Annotated in this window: 23 protein-coding genes; 11 read left to right on the forward strand and 12 right to left on the reverse strand. The window is 59.2% G+C overall.

Annotated features, from left to right (window positions below):
- Positions 1-47: 47 nt before the first annotated feature.
- The 4 genes from ASD12_RS08745 to ehuB all read right to left on the reverse strand — a co-directional run bounded on the left by ASD12_RS08745 (position 48) and on the right by ehuB (position 3,186).
- Entirely contained in the window at positions 48-845 is a 798-nt protein-coding gene (locus ASD12_RS08745) for an amino acid ABC transporter ATP-binding protein (protein ID WP_162252227.1), read from the reverse strand.
- Between the two features lie 14 nt (positions 846-859).
- Positions 860-1,567, reverse strand: coding sequence for an amino acid ABC transporter permease (locus ASD12_RS08750; protein ID WP_348271714.1), 708 nt, complete (start codon positions 1,565-1,567; stop codon positions 860-862).
- Positions 1,509-2,168 carry an amino acid ABC transporter permease gene (locus ASD12_RS08755; protein ID WP_056584203.1) on the reverse strand — a complete coding sequence of 220 codons (660 nt, stop codon included), beginning with the start codon at positions 2,166-2,168 and terminating at the stop codon, positions 1,509-1,511. Before ASD12_RS08755 ends, ASD12_RS08750 begins: the two co-directional genes overlap by 59 nt.
- 136 nt (positions 2,169-2,304) lie before the next feature.
- Positions 2,305-3,186 carry an ectoine/hydroxyectoine ABC transporter substrate-binding protein EhuB gene (gene ehuB / locus ASD12_RS08760; protein WP_056584206.1) on the reverse strand — a complete coding sequence of 294 codons (882 nt, stop codon included), beginning with the start codon at positions 3,184-3,186 and terminating at the stop codon, positions 2,305-2,307.
- 185 nt (positions 3,187-3,371) lie between these two features.
- Here ehuB and ASD12_RS08765 point away from each other — a divergent pair, with 185 nt between their 5' ends.
- From ASD12_RS08765 to ASD12_RS08775, 3 genes are all read left to right on the forward strand, one after another.
- Positions 3,372-4,115: a GntR family transcriptional regulator gene (locus ASD12_RS08765; RefSeq protein WP_056584209.1), complete on the forward strand. Its 744-nt coding sequence runs from the start codon at positions 3,372-3,374 to the stop codon at positions 4,113-4,115.
- 122 nt (positions 4,116-4,237) lie between these two features.
- Entirely contained in the window at positions 4,238-5,353 is a 1,116-nt protein-coding gene (locus tag ASD12_RS08770; protein ID WP_210173853.1) for an aminopeptidase P family protein, read from the forward strand.
- A gap of 197 nt (positions 5,354-5,550) precedes the next feature.
- Positions 5,551-6,252 (forward strand): response regulator transcription factor, encoded by a 702-nt coding sequence (locus ASD12_RS08775; RefSeq protein ID WP_056584215.1) that lies wholly within the window; start codon positions 5,551-5,553, stop codon positions 6,250-6,252.
- A gap of 92 nt (positions 6,253-6,344) precedes the next feature.
- Here ASD12_RS08775 and ASD12_RS08780 read toward each other — a convergent pair whose 3' ends face one another.
- The 7 genes from ASD12_RS08780 to ASD12_RS08810 all read right to left on the reverse strand — a co-directional run bounded on the left by ASD12_RS08780 (position 6,345) and on the right by ASD12_RS08810 (position 15,126).
- A complete protein-coding gene (locus ASD12_RS08780) occupies positions 6,345-7,967 on the reverse strand; it encodes an ABC transporter ATP-binding protein (RefSeq protein WP_082525327.1) in 1,623 nt (540 codons plus the stop codon).
- A gap of 3 nt (positions 7,968-7,970) precedes the next feature.
- Positions 7,971-8,849, reverse strand: coding sequence for an ABC transporter permease (locus ASD12_RS08785; RefSeq protein ID WP_056584220.1), 879 nt, complete (start codon positions 8,847-8,849; stop codon positions 7,971-7,973).
- Positions 8,846-9,796, reverse strand: a complete 951-nt coding sequence (locus ASD12_RS08790; protein ID WP_056584223.1) for an ABC transporter permease — start codon at positions 9,794-9,796, stop codon at positions 8,846-8,848. Before ASD12_RS08790 ends, ASD12_RS08785 begins: the two co-directional genes overlap by 4 nt.
- A gap of 67 nt (positions 9,797-9,863) precedes the next feature.
- Positions 9,864-10,880, reverse strand: coding sequence for an alpha/beta fold hydrolase (locus tag ASD12_RS08795; RefSeq protein ID WP_056584225.1), 1,017 nt, complete (start codon positions 10,878-10,880; stop codon positions 9,864-9,866).
- A gap of 90 nt (positions 10,881-10,970) precedes the next feature.
- Positions 10,971-12,479, reverse strand: coding sequence for an ABC transporter substrate-binding protein (locus tag ASD12_RS08800; protein ID WP_056584228.1), 1,509 nt, complete (start codon positions 12,477-12,479; stop codon positions 10,971-10,973).
- An 820-nt stretch (positions 12,480-13,299) separates the two neighbouring features.
- Positions 13,300-13,869 (reverse strand): hypothetical protein, encoded by a 570-nt coding sequence (locus ASD12_RS08805; protein ID WP_056584231.1) that lies wholly within the window; start codon positions 13,867-13,869, stop codon positions 13,300-13,302.
- A gap of 48 nt (positions 13,870-13,917) precedes the next feature.
- A complete protein-coding gene (locus ASD12_RS08810; RefSeq protein ID WP_156398556.1) occupies positions 13,918-15,126 on the reverse strand; it encodes a competence protein CoiA family protein in 1,209 nt (402 codons plus the stop codon).
- Between the two features lie 321 nt (positions 15,127-15,447).
- Here ASD12_RS08810 and repA point away from each other — a divergent pair, with 321 nt between their 5' ends.
- The 5 genes from repA to ASD12_RS08840 all read left to right on the forward strand — a co-directional run bounded on the left by repA (position 15,448) and on the right by ASD12_RS08840 (position 20,167).
- Positions 15,448-16,653, forward strand: a complete 1,206-nt coding sequence (gene repA / locus ASD12_RS08820; RefSeq protein WP_056584239.1) for a plasmid partitioning protein RepA — start codon at positions 15,448-15,450, stop codon at positions 16,651-16,653.
- 77 nt (positions 16,654-16,730) lie between these two features.
- The gene (repB, locus tag ASD12_RS08825) at positions 16,731-17,696 is read left to right on the forward strand and encodes a plasmid partitioning protein RepB (RefSeq protein WP_056584241.1); all 966 of its coding nucleotides are present in this window, start codon (positions 16,731-16,733) and stop codon (positions 17,694-17,696) included.
- Between the two features lie 154 nt (positions 17,697-17,850).
- Complete coding sequence (gene repC, locus ASD12_RS08830) at positions 17,851-19,056, forward strand: plasmid replication protein RepC (protein WP_056584244.1); 1,206 nt, start codon at positions 17,851-17,853, stop codon at positions 19,054-19,056.
- A 260-nt stretch (positions 19,057-19,316) separates the two neighbouring features.
- On the forward strand, positions 19,317-19,652 hold the full coding sequence (locus ASD12_RS08835) for an MbcA/ParS/Xre antitoxin family protein (RefSeq protein WP_181173754.1): 336 nt from the start codon (positions 19,317-19,319) through the stop codon (positions 19,650-19,652).
- Positions 19,649-20,167, forward strand: a complete 519-nt coding sequence (locus tag ASD12_RS08840) for an RES family NAD+ phosphorylase (RefSeq protein WP_056584247.1) — start codon at positions 19,649-19,651, stop codon at positions 20,165-20,167. Before ASD12_RS08835 ends, ASD12_RS08840 begins: the two co-directional genes overlap by 4 nt.
- A gap of 43 nt (positions 20,168-20,210) precedes the next feature.
- Here the strand turns inward: ASD12_RS08840 and ASD12_RS08845 are convergent, their stop codons facing one another.
- Positions 20,211-21,266 carry a site-specific integrase gene (locus ASD12_RS08845; protein WP_244482804.1) on the reverse strand — a complete coding sequence of 352 codons (1,056 nt, stop codon included), beginning with the start codon at positions 21,264-21,266 and terminating at the stop codon, positions 20,211-20,213.
- A 448-nt stretch (positions 21,267-21,714) separates the two neighbouring features.
- Here ASD12_RS08845 and ASD12_RS08850 point away from each other — a divergent pair, with 448 nt between their 5' ends.
- The 3 genes from ASD12_RS08850 to ASD12_RS35215 all read left to right on the forward strand — a co-directional run bounded on the left by ASD12_RS08850 (position 21,715) and on the right by ASD12_RS35215 (position 25,399).
- Positions 21,715-23,298: a Mu transposase C-terminal domain-containing protein gene (locus ASD12_RS08850; RefSeq protein WP_244482801.1), complete on the forward strand. Its 1,584-nt coding sequence runs from the start codon at positions 21,715-21,717 to the stop codon at positions 23,296-23,298.
- Positions 23,289-24,218, forward strand: coding sequence for a TniB family NTP-binding protein (locus tag ASD12_RS08855; RefSeq protein ID WP_056584253.1), 930 nt, complete (start codon positions 23,289-23,291; stop codon positions 24,216-24,218). The genes ASD12_RS08850 and ASD12_RS08855 overlap by 10 nt, the downstream gene beginning before the upstream one ends.
- Before the next feature lie 587 nt (positions 24,219-24,805).
- Entirely contained in the window at positions 24,806-25,399 is a 594-nt protein-coding gene (locus ASD12_RS35215) for a hypothetical protein (RefSeq protein WP_056584255.1), read from the forward strand.
- Positions 25,400-25,689 lie beyond the last annotated feature (290 nt).

Consider the following 25,689-nt stretch of genomic DNA (forward strand, 5'->3'; position numbering starts at 1 on the left):
ATCGGGGTCCAAATCCGTGTTTGAACGCTCATAGTCCGTCCCTTCATTCAACGAAGCATCTTGTCCAGGAAGAGCCGCGTCCGCTCCTGGCTGGGTGCGGCAAAAAAAGTGGCGGGCGAAGCTGTCTCGACGATGCTCCCCTGATCCATGAAGACCACCTGGTCGGCGGCTTCGCGCGCGAAGCCCATTTCGTGGGTGACGCAAAGCATCGTCATGCCGTCCGCGGCGAGGTCGATCATGACGTCGAGCACTTCCTTGACCATTTCGGGATCAAGCGAGGATGTCGGCTCATCGAAGAGCATGATCTTGGGGTTCATGCAGAGCGCGCGCGCTATGGCCACGCGTTGCTGCTGGCCGCCGGAAAGCTGTGCTGGATACTTGTGCGCCTGCTCCGGTATTCGCACACGCTCAAGGTAGTGAGCGGCAATGTCGGCAGCCTCGGTCCTCGATTTGCCAAGGACGCGTCGCAAGGCCAAGGTGCAGTTGGCCATGACCGTGAGATGCGGAAACAGATTGAATTGCTGAAACACCATCCCGACGCTGCGCCGAATTTTCTGCAGCTGTTTCTGGTCTCGGGTGAGATCGACACCGCCAATGCGAACGGTTCCACTTTGGAAAGGCTCCAGTCCGTTTACACACCTGATCAGCGTCGACTTTCCCGATCCTGACGGGCCGCAAATCACAATCCGGCCACCCTGCGGCACGGCTAGATTGATGTCCTTCAGGGCATGGAAGCTTCCAAACCATTTGTTGAGCGCAGCCGCTTCCACCGCCGCCGTCTGATCAGGCCCGCGCGCGCCATGTTGTTGGCCGATTTCCGCCGGCCAAGAGGCTGCCTGTCGCATGGATTGACCATCGCTCATCGGTTTGTCGGTCCAAGCAATTTGCGTTCAAGCATGTTGACTCCCTGTGCGATCGCCAGAGCCAGAACGAGAAACACGATGCCGACGACTGTCAGCGGTTCGGCATAGCGGTAGGTGTTGGAGGCAATGTCGAGCGCGCTGCCCAACATCTCCGGCACGGCGATGACAGCCAGATAGGGCGTCGCTTTCAGGATCGAGACGAAATGGTTTCCGACGGGGGCCGCGACATTGCGCAGCATCTGGGGAGCCAGGACGAAAGAGACGACATCGATACGGTTCAAACCCAGCGCCTTCGCCGCTTCGGCTTGACCTTTCGGAATGGCGTCGATTCCCGCCTTGAACACCTCGGCGAGATAGCCGCTGAAATAGATGCTCAGGCCCAGTATGCCGACCACCAGCGCCGGCAAGGTGACCCCCCAATGAGGAAGAACGAAATAGAGGAAATAGAGCCAGGCCAGCACCGGTGTTGACCGGATGAAGTCGATCGCGAAACGCATCAGATAGCCGGGTACGGACCCCGCTCGCCGAGCGATCTCAAAGCTGAACCCGAGGATTGAAGCCCCCGCGCAACTCAGCACCGCAACGCCGATCGTGGTTCCGATAACACCCAGGATCGTCGGAACCGTGGAGGCGGCAAAGGCAAAATCAAAATTCATTTGTAAGGCCCTTGCGCCCGCCGCTGCGCTGCTCGACCCATCGGCCAAACACCGTGACGGGATAACAGACGACGAAATAGGCGAGCAGAAGCGAGGTGTAGACGCCGACGGGGTTGTATTCGAGTTCGGCGATTTCCTTGGCCCGGAACGTCATGTCGGTCAGGGTCACGAGAGAAACCAGCGCAGTGCCTTTGATCAACTGGATGAACTGATTGATGAAGGTCGGCGCCATCCTGGTCAGGGCTTGCGGCAGCTCGATCAGGGCGAGGATATGGCCGCGCGGCAAACCGAGGGCCGCGGCGGCTTCGAACTGGCCCCGATCGAGAGACTGAAGGCCGGCTCTGACGGCCTGGCTTCCATAGCCCCCGGCATTCAACCCCAGCACCATCGCAGCCACGGTGATCGCCGGCAGCTGGATACCGATGACCGGAAGCACATAGTAGAAGACAAAAAGCAGGATGATCACGGCCGAGCTGCGCCAGAACTCTATGACCGCTGTGACGGCCAGGTGTGCCGCACCCTTGGTCAGATACTGCGCCACGCCAAAGATCAAGGCGAACGGCACGGCAAACAGCAACCCCAACGCGGTCACGGTTGCCGTGATGCGGAATCCATCAAAAATGCCAACGAATATCTCTACCGTGGTCACGCTCGAACATCCCTGATCGTGGCACTCTTGATGGCAAGCGGAGCGCTCGCTCGTTGCTGACTGGGCTGCAGACGGGCGTTGCCGTGGGTTGGGCTGGGAACACGGCTGGTCGAGCAACGCTGCATGTTGCCGCCGTTCAGCCCTGCCCGGCGCAAATCTGATCGCTGGTCAGATCCGGCGCCCTCTCCTGATCGCTGAAGCCGTTCTCGGTCATGATGCGTGCGACCGTGCCGTCAAGTTTGAGCGCCTTGAGGCGAGAATTGTACAAGTCGCGTAGGTCGAAGTCCTCCTTGCGAAAAGCGATAGCCGAATAGCCGTAGTGTTCCGTCCCGTTCTGCTGCATGCCTTGGAAGGGTGACGCGCGTTCGATCCCGTGGAGGTTTTCGTCCGACAGGATGCGAGCGACCGTCGGCGCCGAGAATGCCGCCACATCGATCCTGCCCGTGAGCAGCGCCGAAACATTTGACTGAATGTCGGGGAAGAGCAACGTATGCTCGTCGAGCACACCGGCGGCGGCCGCATTCTTCGCCGTCGTGCTGCCACGTCCCACGCCAAATCTTATCTCCGGGTTCGCCGCGATTTGGGCGTAGCTGTGAATGCGCTTCGGGTTACCCTCGGCGACCAGAGCCGCATCCGCGAGCTTGAGGTCGGGGTCGCTGAACGCGACGAGCGCGCACCGCTCGGGCGTAATGTAGAGCCCGGCGGCGATCGCATCGAAACGCCCTGCGGAAAGTGCAGGTATCAATGCACCGAATTCGGTGACGACGATTTCCACTTTGCTGACCCCAACGCTCTTGAAGGCAGCCTTGATGAGTTCGGGATCGAAGCCCGCGGCTTCGCCGTTTTTGTCGCGAAATCCCCAAGGCGCGCCATTGGAAATCCCGATAACAATCTTGCCCTCGCGCAAGATCCGCTCGCGTGTCGTCTCAGCCCTCGACGTGCCTGTGGTTGCAATGAGCAACGCACAGCTTGTTGCCAGAGAGGTTATTGCCTTCAAGAACCGTGACCCGCTTGCCATGCTATTCTCCCGTGTCGATCGATAAGTAAGGTAAACCAGGTATAACAGCTATGTCAATTTTTTGTAAAGCCAGTGTTTGATTTTTGTAAAGCACGCCCTCCCCCGTGCGCTGAGCTGTCGGAGGGCATAGACATCGCCTCATCGATACGGTAGGTAACCCTGGTATACCTAATTGTGGGGCTGAAATGACCGGACAGACCTCGACCGCCCTTCATGAAAACGTGCGGCAGGAAATCATGCGCCGGGTGCGCACAGGAGAGTATGTCGCGGGCAAGGCCTTGCCTTCCGCGGCCGCCTTGGCAGAGGAGTTCGGCGTAAGCTCGGTGACCATCAAGCGCGCGTTGCGCGACCTTCAGCCGGCCGGGATCTTGCGGGCGGTTCCGGGGCTTGGGACCTTTGTGCGAGACCAGCGAAGGTTCATTCGTGATCTCGATTTCTCTCTGACGTCCTTCGATGACGCTCTGCGGCTTGGCCTGAGGCCCTCGATCGAGCTCATCTCCATGACGACGGAAAAGATTGACGATGCGGCGTTTGATGTACTCGAACCGCCTGATGGGTTGATGCTGTGCGTACGCAAAGTGATCTCCGCGGACGGCACGCCGATCATGTATGATACTTCCTACCTGCCGCGCTCGTTGAGCGACGAGGTTGTTGGTGAGTTCGGTGAAAAGTTCATCGGCGACGCGCTGCGCGGTCACGGAACACAATTCACCAAGACAAAGTTGCTGATCGATGCCGCACCGGCCTCCGAGCAAGCCCAACAGACCTTCTCGATCAAGAACGGATATCCAACGCTGCGTCGCCTCTACCGGTTGAGCACGACCGACAAGTCCTTCTCGGTCTTCGGCGTAACGGAATCGCCCTTCGATCGTTTGGCCTGTGTGGTCGAACTGGATGCGAGGGGCAAAGGCTCGAAGCTGAAGAAATAGCGGCGCCTCAACAGCTCGGTAGACCGGGCTGCGCAATGCGACAACAGTCACAGGCAGCCCAGGAGCAGACGACCATGCTTCCAGCACCACCATCACCCGATGTGTCGCTTGACGAGCAGGCCATGCGGCTCGCCTCCGTCCGCCGCGAAATGGCCCGGGATGCGGTCGATTTCCTGGTTCTCACCAACCAGAAGAACATCGAGTATTTCACCGACTACCGCACATTGACCTGGGGCTATCATTCGCGGCCGCTGTTCGTGGTGATCGACCAACGAGACATTCTTGTCGTCGCCAACCGGATCGAATCCAGAAATCTTGAATCGAGGCCAAGGGCCTTTTCAATCGTCTACTATGCGGGCTATCTCGCGGAAGGCGCGCGCGCCATCGTCCAGGAGATTTCCGCTCGCGATCCGGCTGCCACGGCAAAGGCCGCGATCGACTATGGACAGGATATGCTTGGTCGCGGCTCTCTGGAAATCGTCGATGGCGTGAGAGCACGCGGCGGCCGACTGGAGAGTGCCACGGACCTGCTGTGGCGAACCCGCGTCATCAAATCGCCGTTCGAGGCAAGCCTCAAGCGCATTTCGTTCGAGATCGTCAATGCTGCCTTCGACGATGCCGTTTCGCAGGCAAGTTTAGGCATCACAGAGGTCGAGCTTTGTCGGCAGATCCAGTCCCGCATTATCATGAATGGAGCAGAATGCGCCGATCCGATTGCAATGACCTTCTGCAGGGGTGAGTTCAATTACAGCCGCCCACCCCAGATGCAGCCACTGGAGGTCGGCCAGTACGCCTGGACGGATTTTCGATCCACCTATGGTGGCTATCCCGCTGATAGAAACCGCATTGCCCGAGGCGGCGTGCCCGAATCTTGGGAGATCGATGCATACGATCGAACGCGCGGGCTCACCGTCGCGCTCGCAAATGGCGTAAGGGCCGGGATGACGTGCGGAGACGTGTTTGGGGCCTTCGAGCGGCTTTGGCGCGATGCAGGCTTGCCCCCCGCCTATGGGCTCGTTTCTCGAATTGGCCACGGCGGAGGCCTCGACGTCACCGAGCCGCCATCCATTTCCAAAAATAATCCCGAAATCATAAGGCCAGGCATGATCCTGCACCTGGAGCCCAAGTTGGAAATCGATGGCGCCGTCTTTCAGTTCGAGGAAGTCATCTATGTTCGGGAGACGGAAATCGAGTTTTTGAGCGAACTTTCGCCCGAACGGATGCCGGTCATCAATTGAAGGAAAAGTTGGCTCGCTCGAAAAGGCTGAGCGATGCCTGAGGGCCGACTGGTGACCCGTATCGCAGGTCGTGCGCGGCACGAAGCCAATTGACTGACAGCCGGAGAAGTTTCGGAAATCCGGCAGTTGCCTGACGGATGGGGTGTGCCAAGAGACGGGCATTGCGCCACGCTGCCTGAGAGAACTGAACCGCGCCAATGAAGCCACTGATCGTGATATGCTCGCATGACGCGGAGTTCTATCTGGTGCTCAGCCACATCCTTGGCGTGGACGGCTTCACCAGTGCGCTGGCCAGCAACGTCGATGAAATGTTCGAATTGGCCGCCGAAACACCGGTCCAGGCCTGGGTGCTGGATTGCCGGCCGGACAATCGGATGTCGGACAATTGTAGCCGGCTCAGGCAGGACGCCAGAACAAGCGCCCTCCCCGTCATTGCGCTGATCGCAGCCGGTGCCGAGAGCCAGCATCTGGCGTTATTGAAGTCTGGAGTCGACGAAAGTTTTATGAGGCCACTGGCGCCGGCTAAGCTGCTCGACTACCTGCATTCCAAACTCGGAACCGGCCGACAGTCCGGCAACCGAACGCAGGCTGTTATGTCGCTGAACTATGGTGACATCGAAATGATGGTGGACAGCCATCACGTGCGTTGCAACGGCAGAGAGATCCTGCTGGGACCGATCGAGTTCAGGCTGCTGCGTCATATGCTCGAGAACCCCGAAAAGGTGCTCAGCCGCGACGAATTGATCGCGGTGGCCTGGCCGGGCAATGTTTACGTCGGTCCGCGCACGGTGGATGTTCATATCAGCCGCCTGCGAAAGTCACTTAAGCATTCCTCGCATGGTGACATCATTCGCACCGTAAGACTCGGTGGATATGCGCTGGAATATCACCCGTTTTGACCGATGGCGTTCACCGGCAGGCAACAGGCACTGTCATGGTGCGCCTTACGTCGCCGGTGACGATTGCCTGGATTTGCGCGCGATGGGGCTCGTTAGGCTTCATCGTGCACCTGTGAGCCAGGCACAGCCGAGAGAAGGTGGCGCACATAAGGATCAAAAGGGGGTCGGTACAACGTCTCGGTCTCTCCTAGTGTGACGACCTTGCCGCCGCGCAGTACCACAACCCTGTCGGCGATCGACCGTACGACTGCCAAATCGTGGGAGATAAAAAGCAACGTAAGATTTAGATCGCGCCGCAGGTTTAGAAGAAGTTCGACTATTCCTGCTTGAACCGAGACGTCGAGGGCCGTCAATATCTCATCGCAAATCAATATCTTAGGCTTTGCAATCAAACTTCGTGCGATCGCCACACGCTGTCTTTGGCCACCAGAAAGTTCGTGAGGATAGCGACGCTCAAACGACGTCGGCAGCGCAACTTCTTCCAAGCATCTCGCGACGTGCTGTCGGGCTTCGCCGGCCGTCACGGTTTCGAAGGAAGCTAAAGCGTCAGCCAGGATGTGTCCGACGCGGCGCCGCGGATTGAGCGAGAGGTCAGGGTTCTGGAACACAAAGCCAATATTCTGCTTGTCCGCGGCACTACGACCTCGCAGGTTTGGCGCTAGCTCCTTTCCGCGACAGGTGATGCAGCCGCTTGTATAGGGAACGAGCCCCGCTACGGCCCGCGCGATCGTGGACTTGCCGCTTCCGGACTCACCAACAAGCGCGCAGATTTCCCCCTCGGCTATGGAAAAGCTGACGCTATCCACCGCCCGCTTCCGTGTCCCCCGCTTGAAACCAATCTGACTGGTGGTGTCGTATTCAACTATCAGGCCGTCGATAGCTATTGGCGGTGAGTTCGTTTGATGGACAGCGGGCCTGTTCGTACTCTCGGCGGGCCGATCAATGTTCGGTACGCACGCCAGAAGATGCTTCGTGTATTCGTTAGCCGGATTGGCGAAAACGTCCGTTGCTGCGCCGGTTTCTACCAGCCGTCCAGACTTCATCACGGCAATGTTGTTGGCGATTTCCTTTACCAAAGGCAAGTCGTGGGTGACATAGAGCATGGCAACCGCCTGAAGGTCCCGAATTGATCTCAGGAGGCTCAGCACCTCTTTCTGGGTCGATGTATCGAGACCTGTGGTGGGTTCGTCGAGGATTAGAATGGAGGGATTCGATGCAATCGCCATCGCGATCGTTATGCGCTGCTGCTGGCCTCCGGAAATCTGGTGTGGATAGCGGTTGAAGAGCTCGGCGGGCATTGGCAATCCAACGCGCTCGATTAACCCGAGAGCTCGCATCCGCGCTGTTGCCGCGGACACAGAAGGATCATGCTGGCGTATGATCTCAGTCAGCAGCGTTCCCACCCGTCGCGTTGGGTTTAACCCCGCCCCGGGATTTTGGGGAACATAGGCGATCTCGGCACCACGGATGCGCGAGAGTTCCTTGTTGGTTTTCTGAAGGATGTTGTGGCCCTTGTATTCAATCCAGCCGCCATCGACACGGGAGCCCTTTGGATGCCAGCCCAGTATGCACAGTGCCAGGGTTGTTTTCCCAGAGCCTGATTCCCCCACAAGACCCGTCACCTGTCCGGCATAAAGTTGGAGGCTTACATCTTGCACGACCTCATGCTGGCCGTATGAAACTGTCAGGTTTTCAATCGTTAGCAGCGGGCTCACTTGCTAGTCCTTTTTGGCCGCCTGAAGCCCAACAACGCGCGCGAACCCGTCAGTAATGAGATTGAAGCCAACGACCAATGAAGCCAGGAGGAACCCTGGACCAAGGACGGTGGCGGGGGTGATAAACAGCAAGTTGCGGTTTTCGGAGATGATCAAGCCCCACTCTGGAGTTGGAGGTCTGATGCCGAACCCGAGAAACCCTAATGAAGCTACCAGAATCGGCGCAGATCCTGCCCTCAAAGCAAATTCCACCAGGAGCGTTCCACTCGCATTCGGGAGGATTTCCCGCAAAGCAACACGTGAGGCGCCGTCGCCCCGCAACCGGCTGGCTACGATATAGTCCCTTGCCGAAATTTCGATCGAAGCAGCTCTGGCAATTCGGCCGACCCGCGGGGCGAAGACGGCGCCTATGACGGCGATGATCAGCAAAATGCTGCCGGCCATCTCCTGGCTTACCATTGTCACGACCAAAAGCGCCATGAAGAGCACGGGAATACTAATGAGGGCTTCCATGACACGGTTGACCACGGCGTCTATCTTGCCGCCGACCAAACCACTTATGAGGCCAATAAAACCTCCTGTCGCAAAGCCGAGAAAGGTGCCGCATAGGGATATCGTCAGAACCAACCAAGCGCCATGCAACGTTCTGCTCAACACATCGCGACCCAGCTGGTCGAGCCCAAACGGGTGTGCGAAGCTCGCACCTGAAAGTGCGATACCCGCGCCCATCCGTGATGGCTGGTAAGGCGCCAACCACGGCCCAAGTAGCGCCAACAGCAGATGCGCGGTCAAGATCGTCGCACCAATCCGCAGGCTTGAGGGGCTGTTTTTCCAGCTACGTTTCAACCTGTCTTTGACGCGAAGACCAACTTGAGCGCTCATCGTTGCCGCAGCCTGGGATTGAAATAGAGAGTTAGAGTATCGACCAGAATGTTGCCCAAGATGTACACGCCGGCCGCAAAAAGAACGGTCGCCTGGATGACGGGAATGTCCATCTGGAGAAGCGATCCCACCAGAAGTTGCCCCATGCCCGGATAGGAGAACACTCGTTCCACAACCACAACTCCGCCAAACAGATAGGTCAGCGTCAGGCTTGTAACTGTCATGACTGGGACCAAGGCGTTCGGAAACGCGTGACGCCAAAGGACAGTCCGTTCTCCTATGCCGTTGAGACGAGCCATTCGCACATAGTCGGAGTTGAGCACGTCGATCAGGCTGTCGCGAAGGAAACGTGTGGCATACGTCCCCATCACAAGAGCGACGGTGATGCCTGGCAGAACGAGCGCCCGCAGGACCTCCAAATTGCTGCTGGATGAATCGATCGTCGAGCGTGGCGGCAGGATGGGGATAATCTTTGCAAACAGAAGTAGTATGAGCGTCCCGAGAAGGAAGTCGGGAATAGACTGAATTATCAGGGCAATAGCCGAGAGAAGGGTGTCTGTCTTCGTATCAACACGGACAGCCTGAATTACCGCGAGACCGACAGTGAGCGGAAAATAGACGCAGAGCACGAATATCGAAAGTAGCGTTGAATTCCAAAGAGCGCTGCCAACGATAGACGTGACCGGCTTTCCGGTAACTAGGCTTGTGCCAAAGTCACCTGTCAGCATATTGAGAAACCAGGAGGCGAACCGGCTAAGCAGGGGCAGGTCCAACCCGAGGGATTGGCGCAAGATTGCCAACTGTCCGGGATCAGGCGAGCGTCCGAGAATCCGAGTGGCGACGTCGCCAGGAAGCAACGCGGTTACGAAAAAGACGGCCGTCAAGACAAGCAGCACCGTCAGAACGCCGACTGCGACGCGGCGACCGATAAAAAGGGCTAGTGGCATTGTCTGTCACCAGTATGCCACTTTGGTTCTGGAATGCCGATGGTGCTGGGGCTCGTAGGGTGCATCGCTAGGCTATCTTCGCGTTGCATCTGATCTCTTCAAGAAACTCGCCCAGTTGTCCCGACCACTTGTCGGCATCCACGCCTGAAGCAAGGTGGCCGTGATTGCTGTCAATTTCGACATACTTTGCCTCAACGCCTGCTTCCGCGAATGCTCGCATGACCTCAGGCGCGAGGGACGGCGGATAGTATGCATCGCTACTCGAAAGGACGAATAGCACTCGTGCCCGGATGCGATGCATGGATGGCCGGAGATCCCAGTTGAGCTGGGCCTCATCAAGCACAATAAGGGAGTTTGCATCGAATTGCCTCGCCCAGCGAGTTGCGCTTGAATCAATATCGAAGGCAGCGCCATAACTTCTCAAGGTCTCAATTCGCAGCGCTTTCATCGTCTCGAACATGCCGCCTGAACTGTAATAGTCGCCATCGTTCCAATTTGGGTCTCTTGCGAGAAACTCCATGAGCTCGTCGGACGGGACGTCATGAGGCGAGTTCCAGGGAACAGCAACCACCGGCACGATGGATGCGACCGTGTCAGCGAAGTCAGTCGCCCATTGCAGGGCTTGCATCCCGCCATATGACGGGCCGATGACGGACAGTAGGCGCGAGATACCGATGTGTTCGAGAAGCCGATGCTGAACGTTTACAATGTCGTGTAAGTTGAACTTCGGGAACTTGAGCCCATAGGGCTCCCCGGTGATTGGATTGATGCTGCCAGGGCCGGTCGTGCCAAAGCATGAGCCGAGCATGTTTGTCGAAATTACAAAGAATTTTGCCGTATCAATCGCTTTGCCCTCACCCAGGAGTCCTTTCCAGGACCCCTCCGCAGCTTCGAGATCGCTGTCAGGATCGGCAAACCTATGGCTTGAGGTATATCCGTGGGCGAGCAGAATGACGTTATCGCGCTCTGGACTTAGCTTACCATACGTGCGGTAAGCAATTGTCACCTCTGGCAATATGCCGCCTTGATCTAACTGGAGATCATTGAACGTATAGGCCTGTTCTCTGCCGCTATTGGAAAGCAAGTAATTGATCTCCGTTGAGATTGATTGCTGGCTCCTAGCTCACCGATTCAGAATCTGCGGAGGGGATGACGTCGACAGACCTTCGATAATCTAGCGGCATTCAACATCTTTGAATGCTTGACGGAAGGACACGATACTGGGGTCAAATCCCGAGCACTGTTTGCGAACCGCGGTAATCCTCGGTACGGAGACAGGCCCGATCACGCCGCCGTCTTTTGCGATAAGGGCACCGATGTCCTTAAATTTGGCAAGCCGCGACGTTTGGTTGGTGTCTGATTCCGCTGCGAGAACCAGCTTGTCGAAATCCGGGTTCTTCCAGTCGCTTTCGTTGGCCTCTCCAGTTGTCGTATATGCATTTTTCAGCACATACGGTGGATACAGTCCGCCCCAATAGGTCATGAACATGGGGCGCTTCATGTAGACCGACTCCCAGTAGCTGTCCGCAGGCACCGTCTGTATGTTCACCGTAACCCCAGCCAGTGACGCCATCTCCTTATACGCTTGGGCGAACACCAGCGCCCCAGGAGTTATGTCAGTCGCGCCGGTATACAGATCGACAGCGAGGTTTGACTGGCCCGCCTCAGCCAGAAGCGCTTTCGCCTTTTCGATATCCTGGGGGATCGGCGTGGTGGAGAAAGCAAAGGGGCTTGAGAAGGGTGCTGGATTGTCATTGGCTGGGTAGCCGCTTCCGGCTGTAACGGCAGCTGCCATTGCCTCGCGATCCACCACAAGTTTCAAAGCCTGGCGCACGCGAACGTCATTGAAGGGCGCTTTGTCGACCTGCATTATGATCTGCGGCAAAGTCTCGTCGCCGGGATAAAGACCGATGCCCGGATCCTCACGGAGTGAGGGCAAGATGATGGGATTGGCGGCCAGAAGAATATCGACATCGCCGGCTTGGATCGCAGCTAGCGAGGAGAGTGGTTCTGTAATGCCTGATATCTCGAGGCATTTCATTTTCGGCCTTCCGGCCCCCCAGTAGCCAGGATTAGCCGTCATTACCACCCGGGCGGCGCTGGGGTCGAATGTTGCAATGGCGAACGGCCCGGTTCCGTTGGTGCGAGATGACAACTGCTCGGTGGTGGAACCGTCCGGGACAATCCCGAACTGCGGTCCGGCCAGCGTAACCGGCATGTCCACGAACGGCGTATTCGACTTCAGGACCAACTCATACCGGCTCTTCGCGATGACGTTCTCGGGCTTCAGAGCGCTCAAATCCTTGGCGCCTGTTGCCGTGGTCGCGGGATTCATGACCCGGCGCAGCGTGTAAGCCGCGTCGGCGGAAGTCAGTTCATGACCGTCCTGGAATTTTACACCTTCTCGGAGCTTGAACGTCCATTCCTTGCCATCCGCGCTCATCGTCCACGATTCCGCGAGACCTGGATGAACGCCAAAGGTCCGATCTACATCCGTTAGCCTCTCGTAAGCCTGGCTTGAGATAACGACGTCACCGGCATCAACCCAACGTGCGGGGTCGATGGTTCTGGCTGTTCTCCAGCTAAAGTTTGAAACCCGCAAACATTGAGTGTCCTGAGCGAAGGATGAACCGCTTATCAGACATGAGGCAAGTGCGATGATGGACGATCTCAGAATGTGCATTTGAGTATCCTCAGCGAGCGCGAGACATGGCGTGCTTATTTATTACCGCTGTCCGATAAAGAAGGACAGCCGAGGTAGAATTCCGAGCCGATAAGCGGAAGATAGCGCTATTCCGGGCCGGAAAATGTTCCGCTAGGCGTTATCTCGCCAATTTATTTTGCACTGCTGTTATAAATAGGTGAAAAATTCGTTGTCAAGCGGATTTGAAGCTCCTTGCCGCGGCGACAACCCTCCGCTCACGGCAACCTACCTCCGTCACGCCGACATCGGCGGATCGGCAGGCGCGGTGTTTCTTTTCCTGACGAAGTAGGATTTCCACGCATGGGGTACCAAGTAAGATCAAAGGGGTTCTCGGCTCAGCACCAGGCCCGCGCGCAAAGTCATTTCCGGCCGATCTCGCCCGCGCCTTCCCAGCGATGACAGGTCTCTCTGCGCGGAACCTGACATACATGCGAGCGTTCGCTGGGGCCTGGCCCGACGCCGAATTCGTGCAACAGGTTGTCAAGAATTATCGCGCTGTGAGATGCGAGATTCCCATAAATCCCAAGGCAATGAGGCCGCGTCCATCCATTCGCGCCCGGCGATCGAGCAATCGACAAACTCGTCCCTCTTTCCGCGGACCGGCGCGTGATCGCAAGTAAATTGGATCATGCTATGTTCTCATTCGCGCGTCCTCGCGGGGCTCCATCGCAGCCATTTTAGAACGGATCTCCGAACCCATTCTCCCATTGCGCGAGTTTCGCGCAGGCTTTCAGAAAGCTGGCTTCGTCCCTGACGTACAGCAGGGGTGTCATCCGACTCAATTCGTCATCCCGTGCATTCAAGAACGCCAACGCGTGTTTACGGGCAGGCGGCGGTTTGCCAGATCTGTGATCCTGCCCTGATACTCGGCCTTCTCGGCATCCATTCGGCGCTGCCTCAGGAAGGCGGATAGCGCTTCACGCGCGCGGCCCAACCCAACCTCGCCCTCCTCTGCCGACTCGAGAGGCGTCATGTCATGCAAGTCGGCACGTTTGCTGTGCAGGAATGTGTTCAACTCAGAGCCGTTCAACCCCTTTTCGTCGTCAATGCAAAATCGGTCGTGTCGCGATTGACGATTGCGGGTCGCCTCTTGAAGTTGCTTCTCGCAACGCTCTTGCGCCTGCGTGGCCATCTGGACTTTGCGACGGGCAATAGCAGCCTCAATCGGTAGTCCCAATGTCGCAGGGGGAAGCGGCCCCTGCCCCGCCAGCATCGCTGCAATGCCCTTGACCTGTCCCACGATCTTCGGCGCCTCGATGTCGGACAAAAGCGCCTTGCGATACGTTAAGCCGGACTCCGGGTGGATCGATTGCAACCACAGTTCGCCTGTCATACCTGCGCGCTCATTGCCCTGGAGCTCGCCAAGCATCCACTCTACATCCTGAACCGTGCGTGCATGGCAGCGGTCCTCTGCTTCTCAGCCAGCGTCCTGGCGTTCCATGGATTGGCGAACGTGGTGGCAAGCGACCTCGTAGCCTTGTTGAACCAGGACGCCCTCGCCGAGGAGATATTTGAGATAGTTATCGACCGCCTTCCACGGCGAAGCGAAGCGGGCCTCGATCACGTTGATCTCGTCTGCCACCTCGCTGGATACGCGCAGAAAAGGCTTCTGGATCAAGCGGCGCTTTTCCAAATGGTTGGCGATCGGCACGGATTTGCACGCGGCGTTGCCGAGGCAGCGATCATGAAAGACCTCAGCCAGGATGATGGATTGCCATACCGCCGGCGGCTCGGAAAAGCAGGCGAAGCCCGCGACGTCGCGGCCGACATACTCCGCAAGACCGACCGCTTGAAGTTCCGCCTGGCGCGGCAAGGCGATGTCCCGGCCGGCAAGTTTCGCCAATGCCTGCCTATACGCTGCTGCCGTCTCCTCGACGCGGCTTTGATGCCTCGCCGCGGCAGCAGCGTGTCGTCTGTCGCGTTCCTGTTGCCATCCGATCTCATCTGCGTCTTGCTTGGCGCGCGCAGCGTCGATGCCAGGATGAAAAAGCCAACGACGCCGTGCGGTTTTCAACACCGCCTCGGTGATGGCATTCCTTAGCGCGTCACGCGGAAGCTTGGACAGATCGATCTCGACGGCGGGGATCTTGTGTTCCCTAAGACGTTGTATCTTGGCGTCGTCCGCGAAATGGGTGACGGCGACCTCAATGAACAGGTCATAGCCGAGCGCGCGAACATAGAGGTCGGGAATGATGGTCTTGGGATCGTTGTACTCAAGTCGAAGAAATTCGGTTTTCACCTCTAGACTGGGCTTCGATACCACGCGTCTGCTGTCAAGCCCAAGGCGCTCGGGTAGAGCCATTGTCGGATTGCTGCGAAACGCCTCCTTGGCCAGCAAATGAAGGACGGTTTCGGGCCCTCCTCCGCACGCCTCACCACCATGGTGCGCGAAATGGGGTACTTGGCGATCGGCTTTCAATCGGGCTACGAGCTGACCCCCGCATGCAGGGCAAACGCACCCGCAAGCCAGGCCACGCTGGACCTCCGCTATGTGAGCGAATGTTCCGTCGGGCCGCTTCCCGTAGACGAGTTGGGCTCGATCGGAGCCATAGGATTTCGTCGCATCGTCGTGATCGCACTGGCTGGCCATCGGTTTGAAGCCCGCCCCAATATCTCGAGCGACCATTCTAGGCGAAGTCCGTTCGGCTTCCAGAGCGGATGGAGACGTACGCGGGCATCGGTCCGCTTCTTCACGATTTTACTACGGTAAAAAGGGGGCTTTGTGGCAGATAAAACATGCGCTTAGGCAGGCAAGGGGGATCGTTTTTTGCGTCTAAGACGAGTAGAGACAATTGCGATGACACCAGTATCCGACAGTAGAAAGCCCACTGGTGCCGTTAACCTTCTGTTAACCTAAAACTTCTTGCCGGGCTTTCCGAATCGGAGCTTAATGGCGCTTGTTGGGTGGATTGCCTACAAAAAGCGCCAATTCAGGTTTCGATAAGAAATGAACATTGCTATGCGGCTACCACGCTTCGAGTTCGATAACACGATCATCGAGCAGGGCGAAGAGATATCGCGGCGACTGAATCAGCTTCGTCTGGAGAAGTTCCCGCCCAACGCGACCAAGACGTTGCGGTCTTTTTCGATGGCGGAAGTTGCCCACTATCTGGGGGTATCGCAAAACAATCTGAAACGTCTCCATCTGGAGCGCAAAGGGCCACTGCCCGAGCAGACGCCGCAATCGGGGCGCCGTTCCTACACGGCCGAGCAGATGCTTGAGCTGCGTCATTTCCTGGACCGACACGGCAGGACCGAGGTTAAGAAATACGTCCCGCACCGGAAGCCTGGCGACAAGCTCCAAGTTGTTGCTGTCGTCAACTTCAAGGGCGGCAGCGGCAAGACAACCACCGCCGCCCATCTCGCCCAGCATCTGGCGCTGACGGGCCATCGCGTCCTTGCTATCGATCTCGACCCGCAAGCCTCGCTGTCCGCCTTGCATGGCTTTCAGCCGGAACTTGATCGCAACCTCTCTTTGTACGAGGCGATCCGCTACGACGATGAGCGCAAGCCGATCTCCGACGTGATCGTGCCGACGAATTTTCCCGGCCTGGATATCATTCCGGCCAGTCTTGAACTGCAGGAGTACGAGTACGACACGCCGCTCGCCATGCAGGACAGAACGTCCAACATCGGTCGCCAGTTCTTCACCAGGCTAGCAGGGGCGTTGTCCGAGGTGGACGACCGCTATGACGTCGTGATTGTCGATTGCCCTCCGCAGCTGGGCTATCTGACCTTGACGGCGATGTCGGCGGCCACATCCGTTCTCATAACCGTTCACCCCCAAATGCTCGACCTGATGTCGATGAGCCAGTTCCTGCTCATGCTCGGCGGCATATTGAAAACCATCAAGGCCGCCGGCGCGGCGATCGAGCTCGATTGGTTTCGCTATCTGATCACGCGCTACGAGCCGACGGACATTCCGCAGGCGCAGATGGTCGGCTTCATGCAGTCCATGCTTGCCGGCCAGATCCTCAAGAATCCGATGCTCAAGTCGACGGCCATTTCGGATGCGGGGCTGACGAAACAGACACTCTACGAGGTCGAGAAATCGTCCTTTACCCGCTCCACCTATGACCGTGCCCTGGAATCGCTCGATGCGGTCAATGCTGAAATCGTGACGCTGGTCCATCGAGCGTGGGGGCGGTCATGACGGCGAAGTTTACGGCAGTAAAAACTGGCAATTTTGTCCGTGAAATCAGATCGCTAACCACGATTGGAGGCGGTTGAATGGCACGTAGGGACATTTTCGGCAGTGTGTTGGGGCCTTCGGCCACAGTGGCCGATGCGAAAGACGTATCGGGGTATGCCGTTCGCGGGGCGTCGCGCTCGATCATGCAATCCTTCGAGGAGCTCTCCAAGAGCTCGGTCGTGGATCTCGATCCTGCGACGGTGGACACCTCCTTTGTTTCGGACCGCCTGGACGAAGATGATGAGGCGTATCAGGAGTTGCTCGCGGCCATTCGGGAAAGAGGACAGGATTCTCCGATCCTGGTCAGGCCTCATCCCGAGGTCTCAGGTCGCTTTCAAACGGTCTTCGGGCATCGGCGCGTCAAGGTTGCCCGCCAGCTGGGACGGCCGGTTCGTGCCGTCGTCAAAAAGATGGGCGATGAGGATCATGTTATTGCCCAGGGCCAGGAGAACGCGGCCAGAGCCGATCTGTCCTTCATTGAGCGGACGCTTTTTGCGGACCGCATTCTCAAGCGGGGCCATTCGCCTGACACTGTGAAATCAGCTCTTGCGCTCGATGATACGACCTTCTCGAAGATGCGTTCTGTGACCAGCAATATTCCCGAGTCGGTCATTCTGGCGGTGGGCGCTGCCAAAGGCGTTGGCCGAGACCGCTGGTGGCAGCTTGCCAAGCTCATGGAGCATCCTGGTGCCGCGGCGAGGGCTGCGGAGTATGTGACGACCGCCGATTTTGCGCAGCCAGGCAGTGAGGCCCGTTTTGCCCGTCTGTTCGATTTTGTGAGCGCCCCTGTGAAGCGCCCGCGCGCATCCTCGAAGCCCCAGGAGCGGGCGTGGGTGCCCCAGGACAAATCAGTTCAAGCCAAGATCACTGACACGGGGAAAGTGTTCACGCTTGCCTTGAAGTCCAAGGAAGCATCGCCCTTCGGCGCATTCATTGCCGGCAAACTCGATGAGCTTTTCGAGGCTTTTCGGCAGTCGGAAATGGCGAAGAAAACAGGAGACTAAGACCGCAAAAGAAAAAGGCCCCCGAACGTCACCGTCGCGGAAGCCCTTCTCTGTCTCTAGCAAGCTGAGAATCGCACTTCCCCGAATCACTGTCAAGAGTCGTGGCGCCGTTTCGGCGAGCAGATTTCTTTTGCCTGATTGAAAGGTGAGGGAAATGGAGAGTGGGTACGCGACGACGCCCTTTGGGCGGCGGCCGATGACGCTTGCGCTGGTGCAGGCGAATGCGGCATCACGGGAGATCCCGAAAGGATCTGCTGTCGAAAAGTGGCAGGTCTACCGTTGGCTCTGCGAAGGTAAGTCTATCATCGGCGTGGGAGACCGCGCCCTGGCGGTGCTGAACGGGCTGTTGTCCTTCTACCCGGATGACCAGGTCAGTGAAGAAAACGGCCTGATGGTCTTTCCGTCGAACGCACAGCTGTCGCTGCGGGCACACGGAATGGCCGACTCTACGCTTCGGAGGAATCTGGCCGAGCTGGTGACTTGCGGGCTGATTGTCCGCCGCGATAGTCCGAACGGCAAAAGGTTTGCTCGCAAGGGGCACGGCGGGACTATTGCGGAGGCATTTGGGTTCTCGCTGGCGCCGCTGCTGACACGGGCAGCGGAATTCCAGCAGGCGGCGGAGCAGGTTCGTTCCGACGCCCTGGCGCTGAGATTGATGCGCGAACGGATTACGCTCCATCGCCGCGATATTCAAAAGCTTGTTGAGGCCGCGATCGAGGAGGGCGCCGCCGGCGACTGGGGAGCGATCTGGAGACGGTTTAGAGCTATCGTGGACACAATTCCGCGCCGTGCTTGCCTGTCCGACCTGGAGGGGATCGTTGCCGATCTGGCTGGGCTCCACGATGAAGTGGATAGGATGCTGGAAAGCTTTATGAATTCCACGAATCCTAGCGCCAATGAGTCCCATAGTGAGCGGCAGCAATCTGATTCAAACACAGACTCTATTTTTGTATTTGAACCGGCTTTAGAGGAAAGCAGGGCGGCGGCCGAGCCAGCTTCCCGTCCGGCTGAGAAGCTGAGAGGCTACCCGATTGGGTTGGTGCTGCGGGCTTGTCCCGAAATCGCGGACTATGCCGTCAACGGGATCGAGAACTGGCGCGACTTGATGATGACCGCCGCCCAGGTGCGGGGCTACCTTGGCGTTTCGCCCTCAGCTTATGAGGAGGCCTGCCATGTGATGGGCCAGGAGGTTGCCGCGATCGTGATCGCCTGCATTCTCCAAAGGGCGCAACATATCAACTCGGCAGGTGGGTATCTGCGGGTGCTGACCGAAAAGGCGAGGGCGGGAGAGTTTTCTGTTGGACCGATGCTCATGGCGGCACTCAAAGCCAATGGGGCAACGGCGAGGATGACCGGATGAAGTGTGGGGGTGGCAGGGATTTACGGGGCAGGCCGGCTTGATCCGCGGGCGTGCGAGGGCGGTGTGGCGCAATTTTGGCGCGGGTCCGCAGGAGCTCGAGGGGATGCAGCAGCTTAAATTGCTTCGGTCCCAGGCTTGAAAGCTGTCGAGAACTGCCATATCTTTTGCACAAGAAATATGACTCTCAATATGGTAGGATGAATTCTGTGGCCCATGCACTCAAGATCCCCGAGCGGAATGGACCTCTCATCTTGTCCTATATGGACCGGAACGGGAAGATTGCGATCGAGCAGGTCGCGGACGGTTTTGGCATGTCCAAGGGCCAGTTGGCCCAAACCGCTGGTCTTGCTCGCGAGACCCTTTATCGGTCTGAGCGCAGCGCTGCTGTAAAAACACAGGGGCGTCTGCGGGAGATGCTTGAGATCATCAGCCGCGTGACGGATTGGGCGGGCGGCAAGGAGCAGGCGATGGCCTGGTATCGGGCTCAGCCGCTTCCAGCATTTGGGGGACGCACTGCTGAAGCGCTGGTGAAGGAGGGCAAAGCCGCTGCGGTCCGTGATTATCTCGATCACATGGCCGTTGGTGGTTTTGCGTGAGGTTTGTCGGAACCTGCTATCGGGCGCACGATCCACGTTGGGCTTTCAAGCCGACTTCCGGTGAAGGAGCAGCGATCAGAGGTGCACGATTCAATCCCAAAGGTGTGCCGGCGCTCTATCTGGCGCTGACCCTGATGACAGCGATCAAGGAAGCCAACCAGGGCTTTGCGCAACGGATCGATCCTTGCGTGCTGTGCTCCTATGAAATTGACTGCGACGACATCGCGGATCTGACAACGGAAGAGGCGAGGGGAGCATTTTCGGTAGCGCTTGAGGACATGGCCTGCGCCTGGGCGACCGCTCTTAGCGACGGAGCGCGCCCGGCGTCCTGGTCCATCTACGACCGGCTGCGGTCTCGAAACATTGCCGGCATCGTGGTCCCAAGTTTCGCGCCGAGCGCCGAGATGGAGGATCGCAACCTGGTCCTTTGGGACTGGGGTCCGGGTCTGCCGCATAAGGTGGCTGTATTCGACCCGAGCGGCCGGCTGCCGAAGGACCAGCTATCTTGGCGATAATGCACTCCTGGGCATCCGAAGGCAGGGGAGGGGCTTTCCGGGCTTATAGTCCACTTGCCTTGGTGAGATTGACACGGAAACGATCGCGTCTGCGCTGATAGCGGCGAGTCATTTCGGCGGAGGCGTGGCCGAGCTGCTTTTGCACATAGCGTTCGTCGACCTCGGCCGACGAGGCAAGGCCGGCGCGCAATGAGTGGCCAGCAAACTTCACCTTCCGTTCGCCTTCTGGCAGGTCGCCGCGGACCCCTGCGGCAAGGGCGGCGCGTTTGACCAGCCGTGCTACCTCCTGGTCGTTCAACCGATCAGTTCCCACTGTCTTGCCTTGTCCAGTGACGCGCCGAAACAGCGGGCCATGGCCAATCCTCGCCAGTTTAAGCCAGGTCTGCAGCGCGACAACCGGGCAGGTGGTGTCGGATGAGCCGCGGCCTATTTCGACCTCGCGCCAGCCGGTCTTTCCGCGCAAGGTCACCAGCACGCCCTTATCAAGAATTTCGATCCAGCCGGAAGAATCCTCGGTTTGATCCCTGGCAACGTCGAGACCGACGATTTCGGAGCGGCGCAGGCCGCCGGCGAAACCCAAGAGCAGCATGACGCGGTCACGCAGGCCACGAAGCGTGCCGCGGTCAAGGGTCTCGAGCATGGCAATCAGGTCTTCCGGCAGTATGGCTTCTTTCTGCCGGGGAGGGGAGGCGTGGCTGTTGCGAATGCCGGCCAGCACAGTGGCGATATGCCGGTCTTTTCTGTCCAACGGCTGGCCACGCTGAGAAAAATTCCAGGTCAGCGAAGAGAGACGTCGCTCGATTGTCGAGACGGCGTTCGGCTTCCTGTCGCCCGTTACCTTACCGGACGCGCAGGCGGTGATGTAGAGGCCGACGACCTGCGGATCGGGCGGCAACACATCGAGATGCTGGCGGCGCGCCCAAGCGCAAAAGTGCTTCCAGTCGGCGGCGTAGGCGCGCCGGGTGTTGGCCGAGCTTGCTGCCTCGACGTAATCACGAGCGCGCTCGGCGAGCCCTTCCAGATGAGCCGGAAGGCCAAAAATTGGCTGCGCGGCCGGTGCCGTGTTCTCCATGGGAAGGTCGTCCGACTGCTGTCCCATGGCGAGCACGACATCAATGATATCGGGGAGATCGTCGGCGACCGCCTCTGCTGGGGAATGATCGATGACGGCGGCCGTGCTGTGGGACGGTCCGGAGGTCGGGTCGACGTGTTTTTCCGACTTCTGCTCGACGAAAATGGCTGTCGTTCGCGTTTGGTCAACGGACGGCAAGTTATTGGTCTGGCGCGAATCAGCTTCGGAGTTCATTGGCGGATTCTAGCCGAATCACCGNGAAAATGGCTGTCGTTCGCGTTTGGTCAACGGACGGCAAGTTATTGGTCTGGCGCGAATCAGCTTCGGAGTTCATTGGCGGATTCTAGCCGAATCACCGGATTTTTCGTAACATTCGAGCGGACGAACTTTTACAGCGAGGCCGGCTGTGGTTCATGGGCCCGACAAGGAGACGGTTGGTGATGCCGCCTGGAATGAGGCGGTTGCGAGGGAGGCCGTGATCCGCAGACTGGTTTCGCTCGACTGCCCCGGCCGGTCCGATTTCTTCCGGGCTTGCCGTGAACTCGGCCTCAAGCGAACCCGGCTTTACGAACTGATCAGGGCTTACCGGGAGCATCCGGTCACGAGTTCGCTGCTGCCACGCCCGGGCGGCACGAGACAAGGCAGCCGCCGGCTGCCGGATGAGACGGAAGCGGTAATCGCCGAAGCGCTCCGTGAGTTTTACAAGACGCGCCAGAAACCCAGCATTAATCGACTGCACAAGGAGATCCGCGGGCTCTGCCGCTCGCGTGGCGTGCGCGCACCATCTTGGCATGCGCTGAAGGCGCGGATCGAGGCCATGGACCCCGCCGAACTGACCAAGGCACGGGAAGGCTCGAAGGCAGCGCGCGATCGCTTCCACCCAGTTCCGGGAGAATATACCGCCGAGTGCGCGTTCGACGTAGTCCAGATCGACCACACGCTGGTCGATGTCATTGTCGTCGATCGCCGATATCGGCGGCCACTGCAGCGGCCGTGGCTGACGCTCGCCATTGACGTCGCGAGCCGCATGATCGCGGGCTTCTACCTGACGCTTGAGGCGCCGTCGACGGTGTCGGTCGCGCTCGCAATCCAGCATGTCGTGCAGCCGAAAGAGGTGTGGCTTGCCGGGCTGGGGATCGATACGAAGTGGCCGGCCTGCGGGTTCCCTGATGCCATCCACCTCGATAACGCCAAGGAATTCCGGTCGCGCGCCCTGCAGCGGGGCGCTGAGGAATATGGCATCGAGCTCATCCATCGTCCGATCGCTACTCCCCACTATGGCGGTCATATCGAGCGGCTGATCGGCACCATGATGGGCGCCGTCCATCTTCTGCCGGGCACGACGTTCAGCGACATCGACGAGCGTGGCAGCTATGATTCCGCCGCCCATGCGACGATGACTCTGGATGAACTGGCGCGATGGCTGGCGCTCGAAATCACGCGCTACCACGCCGATCGCCATGGAACGCTGGGGATTCCGCCGCTTGCGGCATGGCATGAAGCTGTCGCCCGCCGCGTTCGGCCTGTGCGTCAGCCCCACGATCTTGCCGGCTTCATGATCGATTTCCTACCCAGCGTCGACCGGCTGGTGCGACGAGACGGCATTCACCTGTTCGGTCTTCGCTATTGGGATGATGTCCTGAGCATCTGGGCCGGGCGCCTCGATCGGCCGCTGCACGTTTCCTACGATCCACGCGATCTTTCGAGGGTTTTCGTGCGCGCTCCGGACGGTATGCGTTGGCCGATCCGCTTTGCCGATCTGCGGCGCGCGCCGATCACGCTTGGCGAACATCGCCGCGCCCGAACCGCCCTACGTGAACGCGGTCTTTCGCTGGTCGACGAGCAGCTGATCTTCGAAACCATTGAGGCCCAGCGCGCACTGGTCGAGGACGCAACCAGGCGCACCAAGGCAGCGCGTCAGCTGGAAGAAAGGCGCGACCGAGCGCTCGGCGCTGCCGCGTCAAACTCGCCGGTCGCGGCCGAGCCTGCGCAAATCGAGGATGAGCGGCCGATCGATTGGAGCAAGGTCCCCGTCTTTCCCGTCGAGGAATGGTCGTGAAAGGGGAGGGGACTTTCGAGCACATTGATGACCGCTGCCGCCGCTATGCCGCTTTGTCCGACGAAGAGCGCATCGCCTGGATCAAGGCAGACCGCTGGATCGGCTTCGACCAGGCGCAAGCCGCACTTGTCCGCCTGAACGCGTTGCTTGCCTATCCCCCACGTGACCGCATGCCTTGCCTGCTGATCTATGGCAACACCGGCATGGGCAAGACCAAGATCGTGCGCAAATTCGAGCGGGCGCATCCGCCCACATTGTGTCAGCCCACGGGCGTTATCAATAGGCCGGTCGTCGTGGCCCAAGTACCCTCGGAGCCGGTTGAGCGCGACCTCTATCGAGAACTGCTGGCCAGCCTGCAGGCTCCAGCGCTCGTCGGCGGCACGCTTGCCCGGGAGAAAGACATCTGCCGCTCGCTGCTGCGCACCGTCGGCGCCAGGATGATCGTGCTTGACGAGGTCAACGGGATGCTGGCCGGGACCTATCGGCAGCAACGGATTTTCCTGAATGCGCTGCGGTTTCTGGCGAACGACCTGAGAGTGCCGCTGGTGTGCGCCGGCACCGATTTGGCGCGCCAGGCCTTGCTCACCGACGCGCAGCTCGCCGAGCGCTTCGAGGCGTTTCATCTAAAACCCTGGAAGAACGATCACGCCTTTGCGCGGCTCTTGAAAAGCCTCGCTGGCATCCTGCCGCTGCGCGCTGCGTCCGATCTCGAAACGGACGCGGTTCGTGAAAGGATCCACACGCTCGCCAGCGGCGTCACGTTCCGGATTTTCCAGCTGATCGAGACGGCAGCCGAGGAGGCGATCCGGTCGGGGAAGGAACGGCTCGACCTGCTGAGTTTTGGAGACGATCTCGTGCTGCCGCTTGTTTCGATGACGCAATCGGCACGCCGGCGGATGCCGCAGGCGGCGGCCGGGTGATGAAGCCGGATCGTCTGCCCGTGGCGCCGCGGCCCTATCGCGACGAATTGCTGTCATCCTGGATGGCGCGGGTGGCATGCCGCTACGGCCTTACAGCGGAAGAGCTGGCGGGGCATTTCGCCGTTGATGGCAATTGCTTATCTTCGCCCTTGGCGATCGACGATAGGGTGCCGGCGGCGGAGCAGGTACGGCAATGGGCGCAGGTCTGCGGTATCGATTCCGAGCGAGTGCAGCGCCTGGCCTTGAGCAGGCGCTATCCGCGACGGCACCGATCCTGGTACGTGAGCCGGGGACCGGAATGGATGCCGTCGACAGTGACCGGGTCGACCCCGGTCTGTGTTGCCTGCTTCGCTGCCGATCAAGCAGCCGGCCGCGATGCCTATTTGCGAGCCGGCTGGATGCTTGGCGAGCGCTGCATCTGTCCGATGCACGGCCGGCTGCTTCATGATCGCTGTGTCTCGTGTCATCGACGACTTTCAGTGGCTTTCTACCTGCACGAGGGAAGCGCTCGGCCGGCCTGCAGTCATTGTGCGCGGCTTCTCACCGATAGGGGAGGGGAGGGCGGTCGGCCACAGGATACCGCCCTCGTGGCGACGGCGCTGGCCACCCAGCAGCGGATTACGGCAAGCGTCAATGGTGAAAATCCCGAGGGCGACAGGATCGAGAAGGCGCTCTCGGTGCTCTGGGCGCCGCTGGACCATCCAGCCGCGGCACGACCCGTGCTGGCGCTCTGGTTCAATGAAGCTGGCTGGCGCTGTCCCTATGACGTCCGGCACGCCGTCGGCGCCGCAACTCCGCTTGGCCAGTTGCCGGTGCGCTGGCGCTTTATCACGCTGCTGGCTTTCGACGATGTTTTCGGCACCAGGCTGCGCGGTGGTGAGGGATTGCCGCCTCTCGCCGCGCATCTGATGCGGCGGGCCGCGCCACGGCAGATCCGCTTCTCAAGCCGGCGGCCGAGCGGCCAGGCGCTGAAGCGCTCGTCGGCCGAATATGAGGGGCTGGCGCGTCAAATTCTGGCTGATCCGGGCTGGATCGCCGCGGCAAAGCTACCTCCGCGGAAACGGGAGCGTGCTCGCGCTCGCCTGATCGATGCTGCGCTTGCCTGGAACTCGCCGGTGTCACCCGGGGCAACGGTGTCGCCCAAACTGCCGAGCAACGAGCAGGCGATTCAGAAATGCTGAGGCTGCGTGCTGTGGTGCGTAGTCTCACGAATTCCGACTCATCTGGCCGCACTAGGATGCACGAGATTTCGTCCGGAAGCCCGATTGACGTCGATTTCGGCATTCTGCTCGACGAGAGACGCTACCGCTGCGCTGTCCGGGGATTAAGCGCAAACCGGGTCCGCTCGATGAACGCGAATTCTCGTCGATCTGACGCCTAAACGAGGCTGTCCGCCGGTGAAAAACGAACGACAATGGCCATTTCTCATACAGATCGCAAAACGAACGATAATGCAACATTATCATTCGTT

Origin of the sequence: Mesorhizobium sp. Root102, from assembly GCF_001425625.1 — a bacterium.
Lineage (GTDB): Bacteria > Pseudomonadota > Alphaproteobacteria > Rhizobiales > Rhizobiaceae > Mesorhizobium.

Excerpts from the sequence above, each read along its gene's own strand:
- ASD12_RS08745 (WP_162252227.1), bottom strand. The coding sequence starts at position 845 with ATGCGACAGGCAGCCTCTTGGCCGGCGGAAATCGGCCAACAACATGGC.
- ehuB (WP_056584206.1), bottom strand. The coding sequence starts at position 3,186 with ATGGCAAGCGGGTCACGGTTCTTGAAGGCAATAACCTCTCTGGCAACA.
- ASD12_RS08765 (WP_056584209.1), top strand. The coding sequence starts at position 3,372 with ATGACCGGACAGACCTCGACCGCCCTTCATGAAAACGTGCGGCAGGAA.
- ASD12_RS08770 (WP_210173853.1), top strand. The coding sequence starts at position 4,238 with ATGCGGCTCGCCTCCGTCCGCCGCGAAATGGCCCGGGATGCGGTCGAT.
- ASD12_RS08775 (WP_056584215.1), top strand. The coding sequence starts at position 5,551 with ATGAAGCCACTGATCGTGATATGCTCGCATGACGCGGAGTTCTATCTG.
- ASD12_RS08785 (WP_056584220.1), bottom strand. The coding sequence starts at position 8,849 with ATGAGCGCTCAAGTTGGTCTTCGCGTCAAAGACAGGTTGAAACGTAGC.
- ASD12_RS08790 (WP_056584223.1), bottom strand. The coding sequence starts at position 9,796 with ATGCCACTAGCCCTTTTTATCGGTCGCCGCGTCGCAGTCGGCGTTCTG.
- ASD12_RS08800 (WP_056584228.1), bottom strand. The coding sequence starts at position 12,479 with ATGCACATTCTGAGATCGTCCATCATCGCACTTGCCTCATGTCTGATA.
- ASD12_RS08805 (WP_056584231.1), bottom strand. The coding sequence starts at position 13,869 with ATGCTTGGCGAGCTCCAGGGCAATGAGCGCGCAGGTATGACAGGCGAA.
- ASD12_RS08810 (WP_156398556.1), bottom strand. The coding sequence starts at position 15,126 with ATGGTCGCTCGAGATATTGGGGCGGGCTTCAAACCGATGGCCAGCCAG.
- repA (WP_056584239.1), top strand. The coding sequence starts at position 15,448 with ATGAACATTGCTATGCGGCTACCACGCTTCGAGTTCGATAACACGATC.
- repB (WP_056584241.1), top strand. The coding sequence starts at position 16,731 with ATGGCACGTAGGGACATTTTCGGCAGTGTGTTGGGGCCTTCGGCCACA.
- repC (WP_056584244.1), top strand. The coding sequence starts at position 17,851 with ATGGAGAGTGGGTACGCGACGACGCCCTTTGGGCGGCGGCCGATGACG.
- ASD12_RS08835 (WP_181173754.1), top strand. The coding sequence starts at position 19,317 with ATGGACCGGAACGGGAAGATTGCGATCGAGCAGGTCGCGGACGGTTTT.
- ASD12_RS08845 (WP_244482804.1), bottom strand. The coding sequence starts at position 21,266 with ATGGGACAGCAGTCGGACGACCTTCCCATGGAGAACACGGCACCGGCC.
- ASD12_RS08855 (WP_056584253.1), top strand. The coding sequence starts at position 23,289 with ATGGTCGTGAAAGGGGAGGGGACTTTCGAGCACATTGATGACCGCTGC.